This is a genomic window from Enterobacter pseudoroggenkampii (genome assembly GCF_026420145.1).
Taxonomy (GTDB): domain Bacteria; phylum Pseudomonadota; class Gammaproteobacteria; order Enterobacterales; family Enterobacteriaceae; genus Enterobacter; species Enterobacter pseudoroggenkampii.
The window spans coordinates 1,565,835-1,583,046 of record NZ_JAPMLV010000001.1 but is presented as its reverse complement, the minus strand read 5'-3'; the positions used below and the strand labels follow the sequence as shown (position 1 = coordinate 1,583,046).

Here is a 17,212-nt window from a genome sequence, read left to right as displayed (position 1 = left end):
ATACGTCAGCCTGTTCACATTTTTGATAAGATAGAAGCACTGAGAACATAAAAGGGATCCCTCATGGCGAATTTGCCCTGGCGAGTCAGCGTGCGCCTGATCGCGCTTGCAAAGAAAACAGGAATGGTCGTGGGGATCGTTCTGGTCGTTCTGCTGGCGGTGCGGGTGTATCTCTCGCAGCAGGGGCCGGAACTGCATCTCTGGCATACCTGGCGGGCCGATGAGATGTCCGTGCGCGAGCTGGATAACGCCGACTTTGCCGGGTACCTCGCGCGGGAAAAGGCGATTTTCACCGATCTGGATAACGCGGTGACGGCGAAAACAGCGGGCGAGGAACAAACCCCGTTAAACCGCTATTACCGTCATAGCCTGGTGTGGCCCGGTCAGTTTGCCCCCGATGCCAACCGCTCCTTTGTGCTGATGCCAGCCGGCAAGCCCCTCGGCGCGGTGGTGCTGCTGCACGGGTTGACGGATTCGCCATACAGCGTCAGGCGCCTTGCCGTGAACTATCAGCAGCACGGCTTTGTGGCCGTGGTCCCGCGTCTTCCCGGACACGGCACCGCGCCCGGCGCGCTGACGGATGTTGACTGGGAAATGTGGCTGGCGGCCACGCGCCTTGCCGTACGGGAAGCCACGCGCCTGGCGGGTGATGCTGTGCCTCTGCATCTGGTGGGCTACTCCAACGGCGGGGCGCTGGCGATGAAATATGCCCTCGATGCGCTGGACGCGCCAGCGCTGCGTAAACCGCAGCAGGTGATCCTGCTCTCACCGATGATTGGCGTGACGGCCTTTGCGCGGTTCGCCGGTTTTGCCGGGCTACCGGCGCTGCTGCCGCCGTTTGCCAAAGCGGCCTGGCTGAATATCTCCCCGGAATATAATCCGTATAAATACAACTCTTTCCCGGTGAACGCCGCCCGCCAGTCGTGGCTGCTGACGAAGGCCCTGCAGGAGCAAATTGGCCGCGCGGCGCGGGAGCAACGGCTGGCGCAGCTCCCGCCGGTTCTGGCGTTCCAGTCGGTGATGGATTCTACGGTCAGCACTCGCGCGGTGGTCAGCGGCCTGTTTGACCAGCTTCCGGCAAACGGCAGCGAGCTGGTGATGTTCGATATCAACCAGGCGGCGAGCTTCCGTCCGCTCTTTAAACCGTCATCATGGACGGCCACCACGGCGCTGCTGCCGGTTGCGCAGAGACGTTACGGTGTCACGGTTATCACCAATGCGGACGAGCACAGTTTCTCGGCGGTAGCGAAAACAACTCCGGCAGGCAGCACCCGCGAGACGGTCGTGCCGCTTACGCAGGCCTGGCCGCAGGATGTCTATTCCCTGTCGCACGTTGCCGTGCCGTTCCCGCCGGATGACGATCTCTATGGTTGCGAGCCTGGGGTGAAAAACCGCTATGGCATCAGCCTGGGGACGATTGCGCTCTGGGGCGAAACGTCTGTATTGAGCGTTGGAAAGGAGGCGCTGATGCGGGTCACCTCGAACCCGTTTTACGACTACATGCAGGAGAGGATTAACAGCCGGATCGGGGACGCGAAAAAGTAACGTTCCCCTGTGGCGTGAATATGTTAGGTCGCATTGATTAAGTATGTTAAATAATAGCTTCAAGGCACCTCTCTCTCATCGGAACCCACTTTTGTGCTGACTACTCTGATCTACCGAAGCCAGTTGAATTTATCCCGCCCGTCCACCGAACTGCGGGAGCTGGTGGATCGCGCCAGGGGCCGCAACACAAAACTGGATATCACCGGCGTCCTCCTGGCAAAAGGGAATGACGTTCTGCAAATCCTCGAAGGGTCGGAAGAGAGTGTGGTCAAACTGTTCCACACCATCCGTGAGGACAAGCGGCACAGCGGGGTGGTTGAACTGATGCGGGATTATGGCCCGCGCAGACGATTCGAAAACGTCGGGATGCTGCTGTTCGATCTGCAGACGCAGTCACCGAAAGAGGTGCTGCAGTCGGTCCTGCATTACAGCAAGCTGGACAGCTATCTCACCTCTGACGATCGGGTGTTCAAATTTATTCAGACGTTTATCATGGGCAAACGTCCGGCCCCATCGGGCGCGCGCTACACCCCTGAAAAATGGACGCTTTCACCCGAGGCGTTACCCTTTGGCGAACATCTGGGCCTGTTTACCGGACAAACCTGCCAGTTTGCGCTGCAGCCTATTGTCGAGCCCTCGGAAGGGAAGATCAGCTCCCTTGAGGCCCTTATCCGCGGTAACGACGGCGGCAGTCCGGAGCATTTCTTCAGCACTGTCGACCCGGACAACGTCTACGAAGTTGATCTCCAGACGAAAGCGTATGCCTTTGCGCTGGCGGAAAAGCTGGGCATTGGCAGCCATAAAATAGCGGTAAACCTGCTGCCCATGTCGCTGGTGAATGTCCCCGGCGCAGTGGAATTTCTGGTCGATCAGATTAAACAACATGGGCTTCAGCCGGAGCAGGTGGTCATTGAAGTCACGGAAAACGAGATGATCTCCGGGTTCAACCAGTTTAATAGTGCCATCAAGCAGCTTCGCGGTGAGGGGATTGGCCTGGCGATCGATGATTTTGGCTCGGGCTATGCCGGACTTTCGCTTCTGACCCGGTTCCAGCCTGATAAAATTAAAATCGACCGGGAAATTGTCAGCAACATTCACCTCAGCGGCCCGAAGCAGGCGATCGTGCGCTCCATCGTCAGCTGCTGCTCCGATCTTGAAATTACCCTGGTAGCCGAAGGCATCGAGAAAATAGAGGAGTGGTGCTGGCTCGAATCTGCCGGGATCCGCCGTTTCCAGGGCTTTCTGTTTGCCCGTCCGCAGATTAATGGCGTCGGCGATATCCACTGGCCGCATCTGGTGCGTTAAGTCAATTTTCCCTCCCGTTATTTCCCCTTTGCCCAGCCTGTGCTTAAATAGCTAAAACGGTTTAACATAGTTTAGCTGAGAGGGTTACATGAAAAAAATCTGGGTACTTGGCGATGCGGTAGTGGATTTGCTGCCCGATGGAGAAGGCAGATTACTGCAGTGTCCCGGCGGCGCACCGGCAAACGTCGCGGTCGGCATTGCCCGGCTGGGCGGCCAGAGCGCCTTTATCGGCAGGGTTGGCGACGATCCTTTTGGGCGTTTTATGTCTAAGACATTAGCCGACGAGCGGGTCGACGTGAAGTATATGCGCCTTGACCCGGCGCACCGCACCTCAACGGTGGTGGTCGATCTGGATGACCACGGCGAACGCTCGTTTACCTTTATGGTGCGCCCGAGCGCCGATCTGTTTCTGGAATCTGCCGATCTGCCGACGTTCAGCGCCGGGGAGTGGCTGCACGTCTGCTCCATCGCCTTAAGCGCCGAGCCGAGCCGTTCTGCGACCTTTCAGGCGATGGCCGCCATCCGGGAGGCGGGCGGTTACGTCAGTTTCGACCCCAATATTCGCCCGGACCTCTGGCAGGATGAGAACGAACTGCGTCGCTGCCTGGAGCAGGCCCTGCAGAGTGCAGACGTGGTGAAACTCTCTGTCGAAGAGCTGGCGTTTTTAACCGGAGATGTGCAGGTAAACGTCGGTCTGGACACGCTGATGGCGCGCTGCCCGGCGCGTCTGGTGCTGGTCACCCAGGGTAAAGAGGGGGTGATTGCCTGGCATGAGGGCACTGTGAAACATTATCCGGCCACCCCCGTTCAGTGTGTCGATACAACCGGCGCGGGCGACGCCTTCGTCGCGGGGCTGCTCTACGGTCTGGCTGACGGTCAGGCACTGCCTCCGGTTATCGCGCTCGCCCAGCGCTGCGGCGCGCTGGCCACCACGGCCAAAGGGGCGATGACCGCGTTGCCCTGGCAGCACGACCTGTAATTTCTCCTCTCTTGGCCGCCATCCGGCGGCCTGAATTGTCGCCTCGATCACACTTACTAAATCGGTTTAGCAAAAAAGATTGCCGATCCAAAATCCAGAGGTTTAGTATCAGCAACCTAAACCGGTTTAGCAATTTAGCACGTTTAATGACTTCTTTTAGGGATGCGACAAAATGTATAAAAAACGCAGACTTGCCGTGATGATAGGCATGCTGGCCGGAAGTACCTCTGTTTTTGCCCAAACGGATATGACAAGTATCGAAGCGCGTCTTGCCGCAATGGAGCAACGCCTCCAGGCGGCGGAAACGCGTGCGCAGGTGGCTGAGAAGCGCGCCACCGATGCAGAACAAAAAACGCAGCAGCTGGTTGCCGCCCAGCAGCAGGCGCAAACGACAACCCAGGAGGTGGCGCAGCGCACCACCGCGCTGGAGAAGAAGGCGGATCAGACCGGTGGGTTTGAGTTCCACGGCTATGCCCGTTCTGGCCTGCTGATGAACGATGCGGCCTCCAGCAGCAAAAGCGGTCCTTATCTGACCCCGGCCGGTGAAACCGGCGGTGCGGTAGGGCGTCTGGGTAACGAAGCCGATACCTACGTGGAGCTGAATCTGGAGCACAAGCAAACCCTGGACAACGGGGCGACCACGCGCTTTAAAGCGATGCTGGCCGACGGTCAGAGAACCTATAACGACTGGTCAGCCGATACCAGCGATCTCAATATTCGCCAGGCTTTCGCGGAGCTGGGCAACCTGCCTGATTTTACCGGCGCGCTGAAGGGCAGCACCTTCTGGGCGGGTAAACGCTTTGACCGCGACAACTTTGACATTCACTGGCTGGATTCCGACGTGGTGTTCCTCGCCGGTACCGGCGGCGGCGTCTATGACGTGAAGTGGAACGATTCGCTGCGCAGCAACTTCTCCATTTATGGCCGCAACTTCGGCAGCGTGGAGCAGACCGACAACAACGTTCAGAACTATATCCTCAGCATGAACCACTTCGCCGGCCCGTTCCAGCTGATGGTGAGCGGCCTGCGGGCGAAAGATAACGACGACCGTAAAGATACCAATGGCGATCTCATCAAAACGGATGCCGCCAATACCGGCGTTCATGCGCTGGTGGGCTTGCATAATGACAGCTTCTACGGCCTGCGCGAAGGGACCGCCAAAACGGCGCTGCTTTATGGTCACGGGCTGGGTGCGGAGGTGAAAAGCATCGGCTCCGACGGCGCGCTGCTGTCTGAGGCGGATACCTGGCGCTTCGCAAGTTACGGTGTCACGCCGATCGGCGGTGGCTGGAGCGTTGCGCCAGCCGTACTGGCACAGAGCAGTAAAGATCGCTACGTCAAGGGCGATAGCTATGAGTGGGTAACGCTCAACACTCGCCTGATTAAAGAGGTGACGCAGAACTTCGCGCTGGCGTTTGAGGGAAGCTATCAGTACATGGATTTAAATCCGGAAGGTTATAAGGACCGCAACGCCGTGAACGGCAGTTTCTACAAGCTGACCTTTGCGCCAACGTTAAAAGCGAGCAAAATCGGCGATTTCTTCAGCCGTCCGGAGCTGCGCCTGTTTGCCACCTGGATGGACTGGAGCAGCAAACTGGATCATTACGCCAGCGATGATGCCTTTGGCAGCAGCGGCTTCAACGCCGGCGGGGAATGGAACTTTGGGGTCCAGATGGAAACCTGGTTTTAACCCATCACGCTCCCGCCTGGCGGGAGCGTTTCGCACATCATAAAAAGAAGTCAGGCAGAGGTATCTATGGATTTTAATCAAATCGCCCGCGAGCTTATTCCACTGCTCGGTGGCAAGGAAAATATCGCCAGCGCGGCGCACTGCGCAACGCGTCTTCGTCTGGTGCTGGTTGATGACGCGCTGGCGGATCAGCAGGCTATCGGCAAGGTCGACGGCGTGAAAGGCTGCTTCCGTAACGCCGGGCAGATGCAGGTGATTTTTGGCACGGGCGTGGTTAACAAGGTGTACGCCGCGTTTATTCAGGCGGCGGGGATCAGCGAATCCAGCAAATCGGAAGCCGCGGACCTGGCGGCGCGCAAGCTCAACCCGTTCCAGCGCATTGCCCGTCTGCTCTCCAACATCTTTGTGCCGATTATCCCCGCCATTGTGGCGTCCGGTCTGCTGATGGGCCTGCTCGGCATGGTGAAAACCTACGGCTGGGTCAATGCGGATAACGCCATCTACATCATGCTGGACATGTGCAGCTCGGCGGCGTTTATCATTCTGCCTATTCTGATTGGCTTTACCGCCGCGCGCGAATTTGGGGGTAACCCGTACCTCGGCGCGACGCTGGGCGGGATTCTGACCCACCCGGCGCTGACCAACGCCTGGGGCGTGGCCTCTGGCTTCCACACCATGAACTTCTTCGGCCTTGAGATCGCGATGATTGGCTATCAGGGTACGGTATTCCCGGTGCTGCTGGCCGTCTGGTTTATGAGCATCGTGGAGAAAAACCTGCGCCGCGCGATCCCGGATGCGTTAGACCTGATCCTGACGCCGTTCCTCACCGTCGTTATCTCCGGATTTATCGCCTTGCTGATTATCGGTCCGGCGGGGCGCGCCTTAGGGGATGGTATCTCCTTCGTTCTGAGCACGCTGATCGCCCACGCTGGCTGGCTGGCCGGGCTGCTGTTCGGCGGACTTTACTCGGTGATTGTGATCACCGGTATTCACCACAGCTTCCACGCGATTGAAGCCGGGCTGCTGGGTAACCCGTCGATTGGCGTTAACTTCCTGCTGCCTATCTGGGCCATGGCGAACGTGGCGCAGGGTGGCGCCTGTCTGGCTGTGTGGTTCAAAACCAAAGATGCCAAAATCAAAGCCATTACCTTACCGTCGGCGTTTTCTGCGATGCTGGGCATCACCGAAGCGGCCATTTTTGGTATCAACCTGCGCTTCGTTAAGCCGTTTATCGCCGCATTGATTGGCGGCGCGGTGGGCGGGGCCTGGGTGGTCTCGGTTCATGTCTACATGACCGCCGTTGGGTTGACCGCCATTCCGGGCATGGCCATCGTGCAGGCCAGCTCGCTGCTCAACTATATTATCGGCATGGTGATTGCCTTCGGCGTGGCGTTTACCGTCTCACTGCTGCTGAAATATAAAACGGACTCTGAATAATGACGTTGCCTTCCCGCTGGCCTGCGATCCTGCAGGCCGTTATGAAAGGTCAGCCACGGGCGCTGGCGGATAGCCACTATCCGCAGTGGCACCCCGCGCCGGTGACGGGGCTGATGAACGACCCGAACGGGTTTATCTGGTTTGCCGGCCGCTACCATCTGTTCTATCAGTGGAACCCGCTGGACTGCGAGCATCGCTTTAAGTGCTGGGGGCACTGGAGCTCTGCGGACCTGGTGCACTGGCGGCATGAGCCGCTGGCGCTGATGCCTGACGAAGCGTATGACCGCAACGGCTGCTACTCCGGTAGCGCCGTGGATAACCAGGGTGTTCTGACCCTGTGCTACACCGGAAACGTTAAGTTCGATGACGGCAGCCGCACGGCCTGGCAGTGCCTGGCAGTGGAACAGCCGGACGGAACCTTTACGAAGCTGGGGCCGGTGCTGGCGCTGCCGGAAGGCTACACCGGCCACGTGCGCGACCCGAAGGTGTGGCAGCACGACGGGGAGTGGTACATGGTGCTCGGCGCGCAGGATGTGCAGAAGCGCGGCAAGGTGCTGCTGTTTAAATCTGCCGATCTGCACGCCTGGACGTCCTGCGGGGAGATCGCTGGTCACGGGGTTAACGGCCTGACGGACGCGGGTTATATGTGGGAGTGTCCGGACCTGTTCGCTCTCGACGGGACGCACGTCCTGATCTGCTGCCCGCAAGGGCTGGCGCGCGAGCCGCATCGCTACCTCAATACCTATCCGGCCACCTGGATGAGCGGGGAGTTTGATTACGCCAGCGCCGCATTCGATCACGGCGAGCTGCACGAGCTGGACGCGGGGTTTGAGTTTTACGCGCCGCAAACTGCGCTGGCGGAAGATGGACGCCGCATTCTGATCGGCTGGATGGGCGTACCGGACGGGGAAGAGATGCTTCAGCCAACCCGGGCGCACGGCTGGATGCACCAGATGACCTGCCCGCGCGAATTACGCTATCGCGACGGCAGGCTCTGGCAGACCCCGGCGCGCGAGCTGACGGCGCTGCGTGAAGATGAGCAGCGCTGGCAGGGGCACGCCAGCGACGCGCCGGACCTGGACGCGACGCGCCTGGAGTTTGAGCTGGGCGCATCGCATGTGAATGTCGATTTTGGCGGTGCGCTGCGTCTCACGCTCGATGAGCAGGGTATACGCCTGGAACGCGCGAGCCTGAAAACCGGTGAAACGCTGACCCGCTACTGGCAGGGCGACGTCCGTCATTTGCGCGTTCTGTGCGACCGTTCCAGCGTTGAAATTTTCATCAATCACGGTGAAGGGGTGATGAGCAGCCGCTATTTTCCTGACCATCCGGCCCGGATGCGATTCGAAGGTGCGTCCGATATCACATTACGCTACTGGTCGCTGCGCGCCTGCATGATAGAATGAGGGTTTTGGCAGCCGGATCTAAGTCGTTGTGAGAAAAACAAAACGCGTCACCATTAAAGACATCGCGGAGCTGGCGGGTGTGTCAAAAGCCACCGCCAGCCTGGTCCTGAACGGGCGCAGCAAAGAGCTACGCGTGGCGGAAGAGACGCGCGAGCGCGTGCTGGCGATTGCAAAAGAGCACCACTATCAGCCCAGCATTCACGCCCGGTCGCTGCGGGATAACCGCAGCCACACCATTGGTCTGGTGGTCCCGGAGATCACCAACTACGGTTTTGCCGTTTTTTCTCATGAGCTGGAAACGCTGTGCCGCGAGGCGGGCGTTCAGCTGCTGATCTCCTGCAGCGATGAAAACCCGGGGCAGGAGACGGTGGTGGTGAACAACATGGTGGCGCGCCAGGTGGACGGGCTGATTGTGGCCTCCAGCATGCTCAACGACGCGGACTACCATAAGCTGAGCGAGCAGCTGCCGGTGGTTCTGTTTGACCGCCACATCAACGACAGCGCGCTGCCGCTGGTGATCACCGATTCCATTACCCCGACGACCGAACTGGTGGCCGACATTGCGCGCCAGCATCCTGATGAGTTCTACTTTCTCGGCGGCCAGCCCCGCCTGTCGCCCACACGCGACCGTCTGGAAGGGTTTAAGCAAGGGCTGCGTGATGCCGGTGTGGCGCTGCGCCCCGAGTGGATCATTCACGGCAACTATCACCCGAGCTCCGGGTACGAGATGTTTGCTGAACTCTGCGCACGCCTGGGGCGTCCGCCGAAAGCGCTCTTCGCCGCCGCCTGCGGGCTGCTGGAAGGGGTGCTGCGCTATATGGGCCAGCATAACCTGCTGCAGAGCGATATCAGGTTAGCCAGTTTTGACGATCACTATCTCTACGATTCGCTGACGATCCCGGTGGATACCATCCGCCAGGATAATCGCCAGCTGGCGTGGCACTGCTTTGATTTGATTAGCAAATTGATCGAGGGGGAGACCCCGGAACCGTTGCAACGCAAGCTGTCTGCCACCCTGCAGCGGCGCTATAAGTGAGCAATATAGCCCGGACCGATACATCAATAACTTTAATTAATTTAAGTTTTGGAAGCGCCGATAACCATAAGGAATAATTCTCCTTGAGGTATTGGTTTATGTCGTTGAAAAAGTCGTCCCTGATTGTCCTGTTCTCGCTGCTTTTCTTCTTTGTTGTCAGCACCGTCACCAGCGTTGGCCTCATCATTAAAAGTAATAATTCGCTGGATAACGTCAACAAAGAGATCCAGGTTGTGCTGTCCATTATTGACCCGATCAACCATAGCCGTACGCTGCGCGTGCGGGTGATGGAGTATGTGAAGATGGTGGAAGCGGGCAACGCGGCGGACGGCGCTGCAAAGCTTACCGCCGTGAAAGAGGCGCTGACCAAAGCGGACCACGCCTTTGCGGCCTTTATGGCGTCGCCGCGCCTGAGCGATGAAGCGCCGCTGGTCACTGCCTATCAGGACGCCTGGCAAAACTACCGCAACCAGGGGCTGGCGCCGCTGATCGATGCCGCCGAGGCGCACGATGTCGCCAAATTTAACGCGCTGATCCCGGAAGTCTCCCGCCTCGACCGCCAGTACGAGATCGTTCTCGACCAGGTCCTTTCCGTCCACCAGAAATACGCCAAAAGCCTGAACGAAGATGCGAGCAGTAACTTCGTCTCTGGCCTGGCGATCATTGCCGCTATCGCCAGCCTGTTTGTGGTGGTGATTGTCGCCGTCAGCCTGCTGATGAAGCGCTTTGTCTTTGCGCCGGTCAACCTGGCGCGCGAGCACTGCAGCCAGATTGCGGCAGGCAAGCTGGACATTCCGGTGCCGGTGAAGGGGAGTACAGGCAACGAAATCGACCACCTGATGGGCTCGATGGAGCAGATGCGTCAGGCGCTGCTGGCGACCATCGCCCAGGTGCGCGATGCGAGCCATACCGTAACGCACGCAGCCCAGGAGATTGCCTCCGGTAATATCGACCTGGCGTCACGCACCGAGCAGCAGGCTTCGGCGTTAACCCAGACGGCGGCCAGCATGGAAGAGCTGAGCGCGACGGTGGCGAACAATACCGATAACGTGTATCAGGCCGGTAAGCTGGTGCAGGACGCTGTGAAAAATGCCCACACCGGTGAAGCGGTGACCCGTGAAGTGATCGACACAATGAATACCATCGCGGCGAACTCGAAGCGCATTGAAGACATTACCAGCGTGATTAACAGCATCGCCTTCCAGACCAACATCCTGGCGCTGAACGCGGCGGTTGAAGCGGCGCGCGCCGGCACGCAGGGCCGCGGCTTTGCGGTCGTGGCCAGTGAAGTCCGCACCCTGGCGCAGAAAAGCGCGGTGGCGGCCAAGGACATCGAAAGCCTGATTGCCCAGTCGGTCTCCAGCGTGAAAAACGGTGCGGAGCTGGTGAGCCGCTCGGGCGAGGTGATTGACTCGATCATTTCATCGGTGAATAAAGTGAATACGCTGATGGAGCAGATCTCCGTCGCCTCCGAAGAGCAAAGCCGCGGGATCAGCCAGGTTGGGCAGGCGGTGACCGAGATGGACGGCGTGACGCAGCAGAACGCCGCGCTGGTGCAGCAGTCCGCCGCGGCAGCGGCCTCGCTGGAAGAGCAGGCGCAGCAGCTTTCACGGAGTATTTCGAGTTTTAGTTTGCCGGTGCAGGCTTGATGGTATGAAGGAGGCTCCTGGGGGAGCCTTTTTTGTATCTGGTGTAACCCTTTCTGTATAATTCAGGACGTCTCTACAGGCAGCACGAATCTACTAGTAATTATCGCCAGGGAAAATTATGTTAATTATTTTTAGTGGGCTACCCGGCAGTGGTAAAAGCACTATTGCAAAAATCGTTACTCAAAGGCTGGGGGCTGTTTATCTGCGGGTTGATACCGTTGAGCAGGCCATTCGGTCGGTCTCGGAACCTGGTCAAAAAATTGGACCGGAGGGATATTTTGCCATCTATGGTTTAGCAAGTGAGAATCTTAAGCTGGGCTCCACCGTTGTGACCGATTCCGTTAATGATATTAACCTTGTGCGAGATGCTTTCCGCAATATTGCTCTGTCGTTGAATGTCCCTTTCCTGGAAGTTGAAATTGTCTGCTCAGACGAAAAAGAACATCGTTATCGCGTAGAGAACAGAGTCTCTGATATCCCAGGGCTCATGCCTCCTGACTGGGAACAGGTAAAAAACCGTGAGTACGAACCCTGGGGGAGAGAACATCTCATATTGGACACAGCCGTTTTATCAGCGGCAGAGTGTGCAGATAAAATCCTGGAAATAAGGCATAAGATTGCGCTTAACTGGTCTTAAACGATGGACAAGCGCCTGCAATGGCTTAACTGCTTTGAGGATTCGCCTGAATTCAGCATAATTGGCTTCAGGAAATAAAAAGCTTCGTTTTTTACCGGCAACGTAAACCGCAGCGTAATCAGAAACCGGAACCGCGCATTGGAAGAATTAATTCTCAACATGAACTTAGGGGCAACATCGAAAATGGGAAAGCGCAAGAGTGCTCTGATTTATGTCCTGACCGTAATTATATTTTTGCTTATTATCCCTGAGATCATTCTGCGTGTATGCACGTCCGAGCAACTCGGCCGTATCAGCGACTTCACTAGTTTAGGTGGCTTGTTAAATCCACTATTATCCTTGCTCATCTTCCTGGCATTGTTTTCAATCATACTGGCCGTCATTGCTATCGCATTGGTTAAGCGAATTCTTCATAAGCAGTGATTTGCCTGCAAGCGACGCATAGCATCCGCCAGCCGTTACCGCTATGAGTGCAAATTCGGCAGCACAAAAAAATTTATATTCATCCCAGCAATATTTCCCTTCCTCATCCGTCTACCTCATCACAAGCCATAATCAGTTACTGTAAACGAGGTAAACACCATGAGAGATTTTGAACTGCACGGCAGAGGTCACGGACGCGGATTTGGTCGCCACCGTATGGGCAAGGGGTTAGTCATCGGCGCGGTGATTTTCATCGTGCTCGGCCTGCTGGTGATGACCCTGTGGAACGCCTTGCTCCCGGCCATCCTCGGCGTTAAGGCCATCGGATTCTGGCAGGCGCTGGGCATTCTGGTGCTGAGCCGCATTCTGTTCGGTGGGCTGGGGTTCCGCCCGGGGATGTTTGGCGCGCACCGCCGGATGCACGAACGCTGGATGAACATGACGCCCGAGCAGCGCGAGGCGTTTATTCAGCAGCGCCGCGAAGGGTTCGGTCGCCATGGTCGCGGCCACTGCGGCTGGCACGGCCATCGTGACGATAAGCGCGATGACGCCACGCCAAAAGCGCCGGACGCGGAGTGAGCGAGATGAAAGCCGGGGAGGCGGGCGGATCCATGCTGATGTCGGCGCTCAATGCCTGCCGCGCCCGGCTGAAAGCCTTCATTCGCGGGCGGACGTCCGTCCGCGATGATGCCGACGACATTTTGCAGGAAGTGACGTATCAGCTGATGAAAGTGGAGCAGCCGGTCGAAAACGTCGCCGCCTGGCTGTTCCGCGCGGCGCGTAACGAGATGACCGACCGGGCGCGTAAAAAGCGCGAGGTGTCGCTCTCCGGCTATTTTACGGGCGAAGATGACGACGGTTTTCCGGAAGACGAGCTGGCCGAAACCCTGTTCGGCGTACCGCACACGCCGGAGGAGGAGTACCTCAAGACGCTGCTGTGGGAAGAGCTGGGGCAGGCGCTGTCTGAACTTCCTCCGCCGCAGCGGGAGGCGTTTGAAAAGACCGAGCTCCACGGCTACAGCATTAAAATGCTGGCAGAGGAGACCGGCGCCAGCGAACAGGCGCTGTTATCCCGCAAGCACAAGGCGGTGCTGTTTCTGCGCACGCGGCTGCGGGACGTCTATGACGCGCTGACGGGCGAATAGCGGCGACAGACAAAACCTTACACTTCCGGCACTTGTAGATTCATCACTATCGTTTATGATCGGGGCGTCTTGTCACTCTGGAATGTTATGCGCAACCGTCAGCTCCTCGGAAAATGGCTTTTGATTATCACCTGTCTCGCGATGGCGCTTTGCCTCGTGCAGCGTGCGGTGATGCTCAACCATTTTTTACAGGGACTGGATCCGCAGATTTCACTGAGTGCAGATGCCCCGGCTCAAACCAGCAGCACTGAACAACCCGGCCCGTCGCCGTGTCAGCTCGGCGCGCACTCGCTGCTTTGCGCCCAGCCGCTGTTCTTCGACGGTGCATTACCGGCCATTATTATCTTCTTCGCGCTGCTGCAGCTGTTGACGCAAGGGCGGGCATTGGCTCCCGTGGAACAGCCCGTTCAGGCGCCGCCTCCCCGAATACACCTTAAAAACTGCGTTTTCCGTGAATGAAAAACATCGTCATCACACGATAATTTTTCACTGTTCACGGAGTACAACATGGTTAACCTCTTCAGGGGATTCGTCTTCCTGTGGCTGTCCTGCATCGGCATTGTCCATGCGGCGGACACCGGCTGGCTGGTTTCCCCCCAAAACGATCACGCCCGCATCCGCTTTCAGGCGGAGAGGGAACAAACGCATGTTAAAGGCCTGCTCACCGTTGAGCTAAAGCCCGGCTGGAAAACCTACTGGAGATCGCCGGGCGAGGGCGGCGTCGCGCCGAAAATCAGCTGGCCGGAAGGCGTAACGGACAGCTGGTCCTGGCCGGTGCCGTCGCGCTTCGATATCTCCGGCATGACCACGCAGGGCTATCACGATAAGGTGACGATCCCGATTACGCTCGACGGAGCGAAGGGCGACACGCTCGACGGGACGCTGACGCTCTCTACCTGCAGCAACGTCTGTCTGCTGACGGACTACCCGCTGCATCTCAATTTTACCCAGCCGGTGGATGAGGGCTTCCACAGCGCCTTCGAGCAAGCGATGCGCGCCGTGCCGGGCACGTCTGGCGTGTCGTCGGATCTTTCCGCCTGGCTCTCCGGCGACAAGCTGGTGATTACCGGCACCACGGACGGGGAATGGGACAATCCGGGGATCTACTTTGACCCGCTGGAGAGTGACATTCTGCCCGGCGAGCCGGTCATTAAACACGACGGCACTACGCTTCGGGTGACGGTACCCGTGACCGACGAATGGGGCGATAAACCCGCTTCGCTGGCAGGCAAAAGGCTGTCGTTTGTGCTGACCAACGGCGAACGGGCGCAGCAAACCACCATGACCGTTGGGACCGCGCCCGAAGAGACCTCCGTACCGGACAGCACGGGAAAAATGGTGCTCTTTGCGCTGCTGGGCGGGCTGATCCTGAACCTGATGCCCTGCGTGCTGCCGGTGATGGGCATGAAGCTTAACAGCATCCTGCTGGCGGGATCGGACAGCCGCGCCATCCGGCTGCGCTTTCTGGCCACCAGCGCCGGGATCCTCACCTCCTTTATGCTGCTGGCCGGGATGGTCACCGCGCTGAAGCTGGCCGGGGCGTCGCTGGGGTGGGGCATCCAGTTCCAGAACCCGTGGTTTATCGGCCTGATGGTCGCCGTGACCTTCCTGTTTGCGCTGAACCTGTTTGGGACGTTTGAAATGCTTCTCCCTTCTTCTGCCGCAGGACGGCTGGCGACGGCAGGGGGATCGGGGATCGGCGGCAGCTTCTGCGAAGGAATGTTCGCCACCCTGCTGGCGACGCCGTGCTCCGCGCCGTTCCTCGGTACCGCGGTCGCCTTTGCCCTTGGCGCGCCGCTGCACGCCCTGTGGCTGATCTTCCTGATGCTCGGCGTGGGCATGAGTCTGCCGTGGCTGTTCGTTGCCCTGGTACCGAAAACGGCCATGCTGCTGCCGAAACCCGGCCGCTGGATGAACACGCTCAAGGTCATCCTCGGCATGATGATGCTGGTCTCAAGCCTCTGGCTGGCGACGCTGTTGAGCGTGCATCTGGGCGAGGCGGTCAGCCAGATCGTGATGCTGGCGCTGACTGCCGCTGCGCTGGTGCTGTTCGCGCTGAAGGAGCAAAAATCTTCGCCGCTGTTCTGGCTGGTGGTCATCGCGCTGTCGGCGTTCGGCGGGTATCAGCTGCGCGGTCTACTTAACGCGCCGCCTGACGCACCGGCACAAAACGTTGCGCAAACCATCCCGTGGCAGCCGCTCAGTGAAGAGGCCATTGAGCAGGCGCTGGCGCAGGGGAAACGGGTGTTTGTAGATATCTCGGCGGACTGGTGCGTGACGTGTAAGGTGAACGAGCACCGCGTACTCGGTCAGCCGGACGTTATTGCCGCGCTGCGCCAGCCGGACGTGGTGGCCCTGCGCGGAGACTGGAGCCAGCCGTCCGCATTTATCGCGGATTTTCTGGTGAAGCGAAACCGTTACGCCATTCCGTTTAACGCGGTGTATGGCCCCGGCCTGCCTGAAGGGGAAATCCTCTCGCCGCTGCTGGACAAGCGCACCCTGGTCACCACCCTGAACAATGCAAAAGGCTAACGGTATGATGAATAAACTCTTTATTACGCTTCTGCTCCTGCTTGCCCCGCTTCAGGCGTTTGCTGCCCAGCCGCTGACGCCGGACCAGGAGCAGCGCGCGCAGAAGATGATCGCTGACTTCCTGTTTAACGATCCGAACTCCCCGCGCATCGGCGCGAAAAACCCAAAGCTCACCCTGGTGGTGTTTACCGACTACAACTGCCCGTACTGTAAAAAATTCGATCCGTACCTGGAGAAGATTGTCGAAAAACACCCGGACGTGGCGGTGGTCTTTAAGTTTTTACCTTTCCGCTCGGAAAGTTCGCTGACCGCCGCGCGAGACGCCTTAACGCTCTGGCGAAAAGATCCCGGGCAGTTTATGAAGCTGAACCACACTCTGATGGCGAAAAAGGGGTACCACGATGACGCCAGCATTCAGGAGGCGCAGAGGCGGGCGGGCGTGAGCGTGACGACGCCGGACGAGGAGAGTTTTCTGACGATCAGGCGCAGCCTCATTGTGGCGGAAAAAATGGGGATCCAGGGCACGCCCGCCACGCTTATTGGCGAGGGGCTGCTGCCCGGCTGGGTGCCGTACGAACAGTTCGACGAAATGGTCAGTGAAGCACTGAAAAACCGCTAACCTGAAGGGGGCGTGATGCCCCCGACAAACCGGAGAGGGAAATGAAAAAATTACTGTTACTTTCAGCGCTGGCGGCGTCAGGGCTGGTACAGGCGGCTGAAGCCATACCGGATGTGGTGAAGCACTTCAGCGAGCAGCAGAACATCAAAATCATCAAGAAGCTGGATGCGCCTGGCGGCGTACCGGCATGGCTGGGGCAGTATCAGGATATGGGCGTGACGCTTTTTCTTACGCCGGACGGCAAGCACGTGATCTCGGGATATCTTTATGATGACAAAGGGAAGAACCTCAGCGAAGGCTATTTCCAGAAAGAGATCTACGCCCCGATGGGCCGCGAGATGTGGAAGAACCTCAACGCGGCGCATCCCCTGAAGGAAGGGGCGGATAACGCCCCGCGTAAAGTCTTTGTTTTCGCCGATCCGTTCTGTCCGTACTGCAAGCAGTTCTGGGCCGAAGCACAGCCGTGGGTGAAGGCGGGCAAGGTACAGCTCAACACGCTGCTGGTGGCGTTTCTCAACCCCAACAGCGGACGTAACACCTCGGCGATTCTGAATGCGAAAGATCCGGTTGCGGCCTGGCGCGAATATGAGCTCTCCGGCGGCAAAAAACTGCCCAAGCCTGAAGGCGAGGCTTCCCGCGAAACGGTTGAGATCCTACAGAAACATCAGGCGCTGATGGACAGCCTGGGCGCTAACGCCACGCCGGCCATTTACTATCTGAATGCGGAAAATGAGCTGCAGCAGGTGGTGGGAATGCCGGATGCGCAGCAGCTCGAGGCGATGTTCGGGCCGAAGCCGTAAAAAAATACA

At 58.5% G+C, this 17,212-nt stretch carries 16 protein-coding genes; all 16 read left to right on the top strand.

The window, feature by feature from the left end; all coding sequences use genetic code 11:
• Positions 1 to 63 precede the first annotated feature (63 nt).
• The 16 genes from OTG14_RS07710 to dsbG all read left to right on the top strand — a co-directional run bounded on the left by OTG14_RS07710 (position 64) and on the right by dsbG (position 17,203).
• Positions 64 to 1,545 carry an alpha/beta hydrolase gene (locus OTG14_RS07710; RefSeq protein ID WP_267214854.1) on the top strand — a complete coding sequence of 494 codons (1,482 nt, stop codon included), beginning with the start codon at positions 64 to 66 and terminating at the stop codon, positions 1,543 to 1,545.
• 93 nt (positions 1,546 to 1,638) lie between these two features.
• Complete coding sequence (locus OTG14_RS07705; protein WP_148768632.1) at positions 1,639 to 2,850, top strand: diguanylate phosphodiesterase; 1,212 nt, start codon at positions 1,639 to 1,641, stop codon at positions 2,848 to 2,850.
• 88 nt (positions 2,851 to 2,938) lie between these two features.
• Positions 2,939 to 3,829: an aminoimidazole riboside kinase gene (locus tag OTG14_RS07700; RefSeq protein WP_061715084.1), complete on the top strand. Its 891-nt coding sequence runs from the start codon at positions 2,939 to 2,941 to the stop codon at positions 3,827 to 3,829.
• 172 nt (positions 3,830 to 4,001) lie between these two features.
• Positions 4,002 to 5,519, top strand: coding sequence for a carbohydrate porin (locus OTG14_RS07695; RefSeq protein ID WP_024909535.1), 1,518 nt, complete (start codon positions 4,002 to 4,004; stop codon positions 5,517 to 5,519).
• Between the two features lie 66 nt (positions 5,520 to 5,585).
• Positions 5,586 to 6,956 (top strand): sucrose-specific PTS transporter subunit IIBC, encoded by a 1,371-nt coding sequence (locus OTG14_RS07690; protein ID WP_024909534.1) that lies wholly within the window; start codon positions 5,586 to 5,588, stop codon positions 6,954 to 6,956.
• Positions 6,956 to 8,362: a sucrose-6-phosphate hydrolase gene (locus tag OTG14_RS07685; protein WP_267214853.1), complete on the top strand. Its 1,407-nt coding sequence runs from the start codon at positions 6,956 to 6,958 to the stop codon at positions 8,360 to 8,362. Before OTG14_RS07690 ends, OTG14_RS07685 begins: the two co-directional genes overlap by 1 nt.
• 28 nt (positions 8,363 to 8,390) lie before the next feature.
• A complete protein-coding gene (locus OTG14_RS07680) occupies positions 8,391 to 9,398 on the top strand; it encodes a LacI family DNA-binding transcriptional regulator (RefSeq protein WP_024909532.1) in 1,008 nt (335 codons plus the stop codon).
• A 98-nt stretch (positions 9,399 to 9,496) separates the two neighbouring features.
• Positions 9,497 to 11,047, top strand: coding sequence for a methyl-accepting chemotaxis protein (locus tag OTG14_RS07675; protein ID WP_024909531.1), 1,551 nt, complete (start codon positions 9,497 to 9,499; stop codon positions 11,045 to 11,047).
• 118 nt (positions 11,048 to 11,165) lie between these two features.
• Positions 11,166 to 11,684, top strand: coding sequence for a P-loop nucleotide/nucleoside kinase family protein (locus OTG14_RS07670; protein ID WP_061715086.1), 519 nt, complete (start codon positions 11,166 to 11,168; stop codon positions 11,682 to 11,684).
• A gap of 138 nt (positions 11,685 to 11,822) precedes the next feature.
• Complete coding sequence (locus OTG14_RS07665) at positions 11,823 to 12,107, top strand: hypothetical protein (RefSeq protein ID WP_267214852.1); 285 nt, start codon at positions 11,823 to 11,825, stop codon at positions 12,105 to 12,107.
• A 159-nt stretch (positions 12,108 to 12,266) separates the two neighbouring features.
• The gene (locus OTG14_RS07660; RefSeq protein ID WP_048223304.1) at positions 12,267 to 12,686 is read left to right on the top strand and encodes a hypothetical protein; all 420 of its coding nucleotides are present in this window, start codon (positions 12,267 to 12,269) and stop codon (positions 12,684 to 12,686) included.
• Between the two features lie 5 nt (positions 12,687 to 12,691).
• Positions 12,692 to 13,252 (top strand): RNA polymerase sigma factor, encoded by a 561-nt coding sequence (locus tag OTG14_RS07655; protein WP_023327516.1) that lies wholly within the window; start codon positions 12,692 to 12,694, stop codon positions 13,250 to 13,252.
• An 87-nt stretch (positions 13,253 to 13,339) separates the two neighbouring features.
• Positions 13,340 to 13,711 carry a hypothetical protein gene (locus OTG14_RS07650; RefSeq protein ID WP_048992352.1) on the top strand — a complete coding sequence of 124 codons (372 nt, stop codon included), beginning with the start codon at positions 13,340 to 13,342 and terminating at the stop codon, positions 13,709 to 13,711.
• 48 nt (positions 13,712 to 13,759) lie between these two features.
• Complete coding sequence (locus OTG14_RS07645) at positions 13,760 to 15,784, top strand: protein-disulfide reductase DsbD family protein (protein ID WP_267214851.1); 2,025 nt, start codon at positions 13,760 to 13,762, stop codon at positions 15,782 to 15,784.
• Between the two features lie 7 nt (positions 15,785 to 15,791).
• Positions 15,792 to 16,403 (top strand): DsbA family protein, encoded by a 612-nt coding sequence (locus OTG14_RS07640; protein ID WP_048992378.1) that lies wholly within the window; start codon positions 15,792 to 15,794, stop codon positions 16,401 to 16,403.
• 41 nt (positions 16,404 to 16,444) lie between these two features.
• Complete coding sequence (gene dsbG, locus OTG14_RS07635; protein WP_267214850.1) at positions 16,445 to 17,203, top strand: thiol:disulfide interchange protein DsbG; 759 nt, start codon at positions 16,445 to 16,447, stop codon at positions 17,201 to 17,203.
• The last annotated feature ends 9 nt before the right edge of the window (positions 17,204 to 17,212 follow it).

Bases quoted from the DNA above. Each gene is read 5' to 3' on its own strand.
- OTG14_RS07710 (WP_267214854.1), top strand. From the start codon at position 64: ATGGCGAATTTGCCCTGGCGAGTCAGCGTGCGCCTGATCGCGCTTGCA.
- OTG14_RS07700 (WP_061715084.1), top strand. From the start codon at position 2,939: ATGAAAAAAATCTGGGTACTTGGCGATGCGGTAGTGGATTTGCTGCCC.
- OTG14_RS07695 (WP_024909535.1), top strand. From the start codon at position 4,002: ATGTATAAAAAACGCAGACTTGCCGTGATGATAGGCATGCTGGCCGGA.
- OTG14_RS07690 (WP_024909534.1), top strand. From the start codon at position 5,586: ATGGATTTTAATCAAATCGCCCGCGAGCTTATTCCACTGCTCGGTGGC.
- OTG14_RS07685 (WP_267214853.1), top strand. From the start codon at position 6,956: ATGACGTTGCCTTCCCGCTGGCCTGCGATCCTGCAGGCCGTTATGAAA.
- OTG14_RS07675 (WP_024909531.1), top strand. From the start codon at position 9,497: ATGTCGTTGAAAAAGTCGTCCCTGATTGTCCTGTTCTCGCTGCTTTTC.
- OTG14_RS07670 (WP_061715086.1), top strand. From the start codon at position 11,166: ATGTTAATTATTTTTAGTGGGCTACCCGGCAGTGGTAAAAGCACTATT.
- OTG14_RS07660 (WP_048223304.1), top strand. From the start codon at position 12,267: ATGAGAGATTTTGAACTGCACGGCAGAGGTCACGGACGCGGATTTGGT.
- OTG14_RS07655 (WP_023327516.1), top strand. From the start codon at position 12,692: ATGAAAGCCGGGGAGGCGGGCGGATCCATGCTGATGTCGGCGCTCAAT.
- OTG14_RS07650 (WP_048992352.1), top strand. From the start codon at position 13,340: ATGCGCAACCGTCAGCTCCTCGGAAAATGGCTTTTGATTATCACCTGT.
- OTG14_RS07645 (WP_267214851.1), top strand. From the start codon at position 13,760: ATGGTTAACCTCTTCAGGGGATTCGTCTTCCTGTGGCTGTCCTGCATC.
- OTG14_RS07640 (WP_048992378.1), top strand. From the start codon at position 15,792: ATGAATAAACTCTTTATTACGCTTCTGCTCCTGCTTGCCCCGCTTCAG.
- dsbG (WP_267214850.1), top strand. From the start codon at position 16,445: ATGAAAAAATTACTGTTACTTTCAGCGCTGGCGGCGTCAGGGCTGGTA.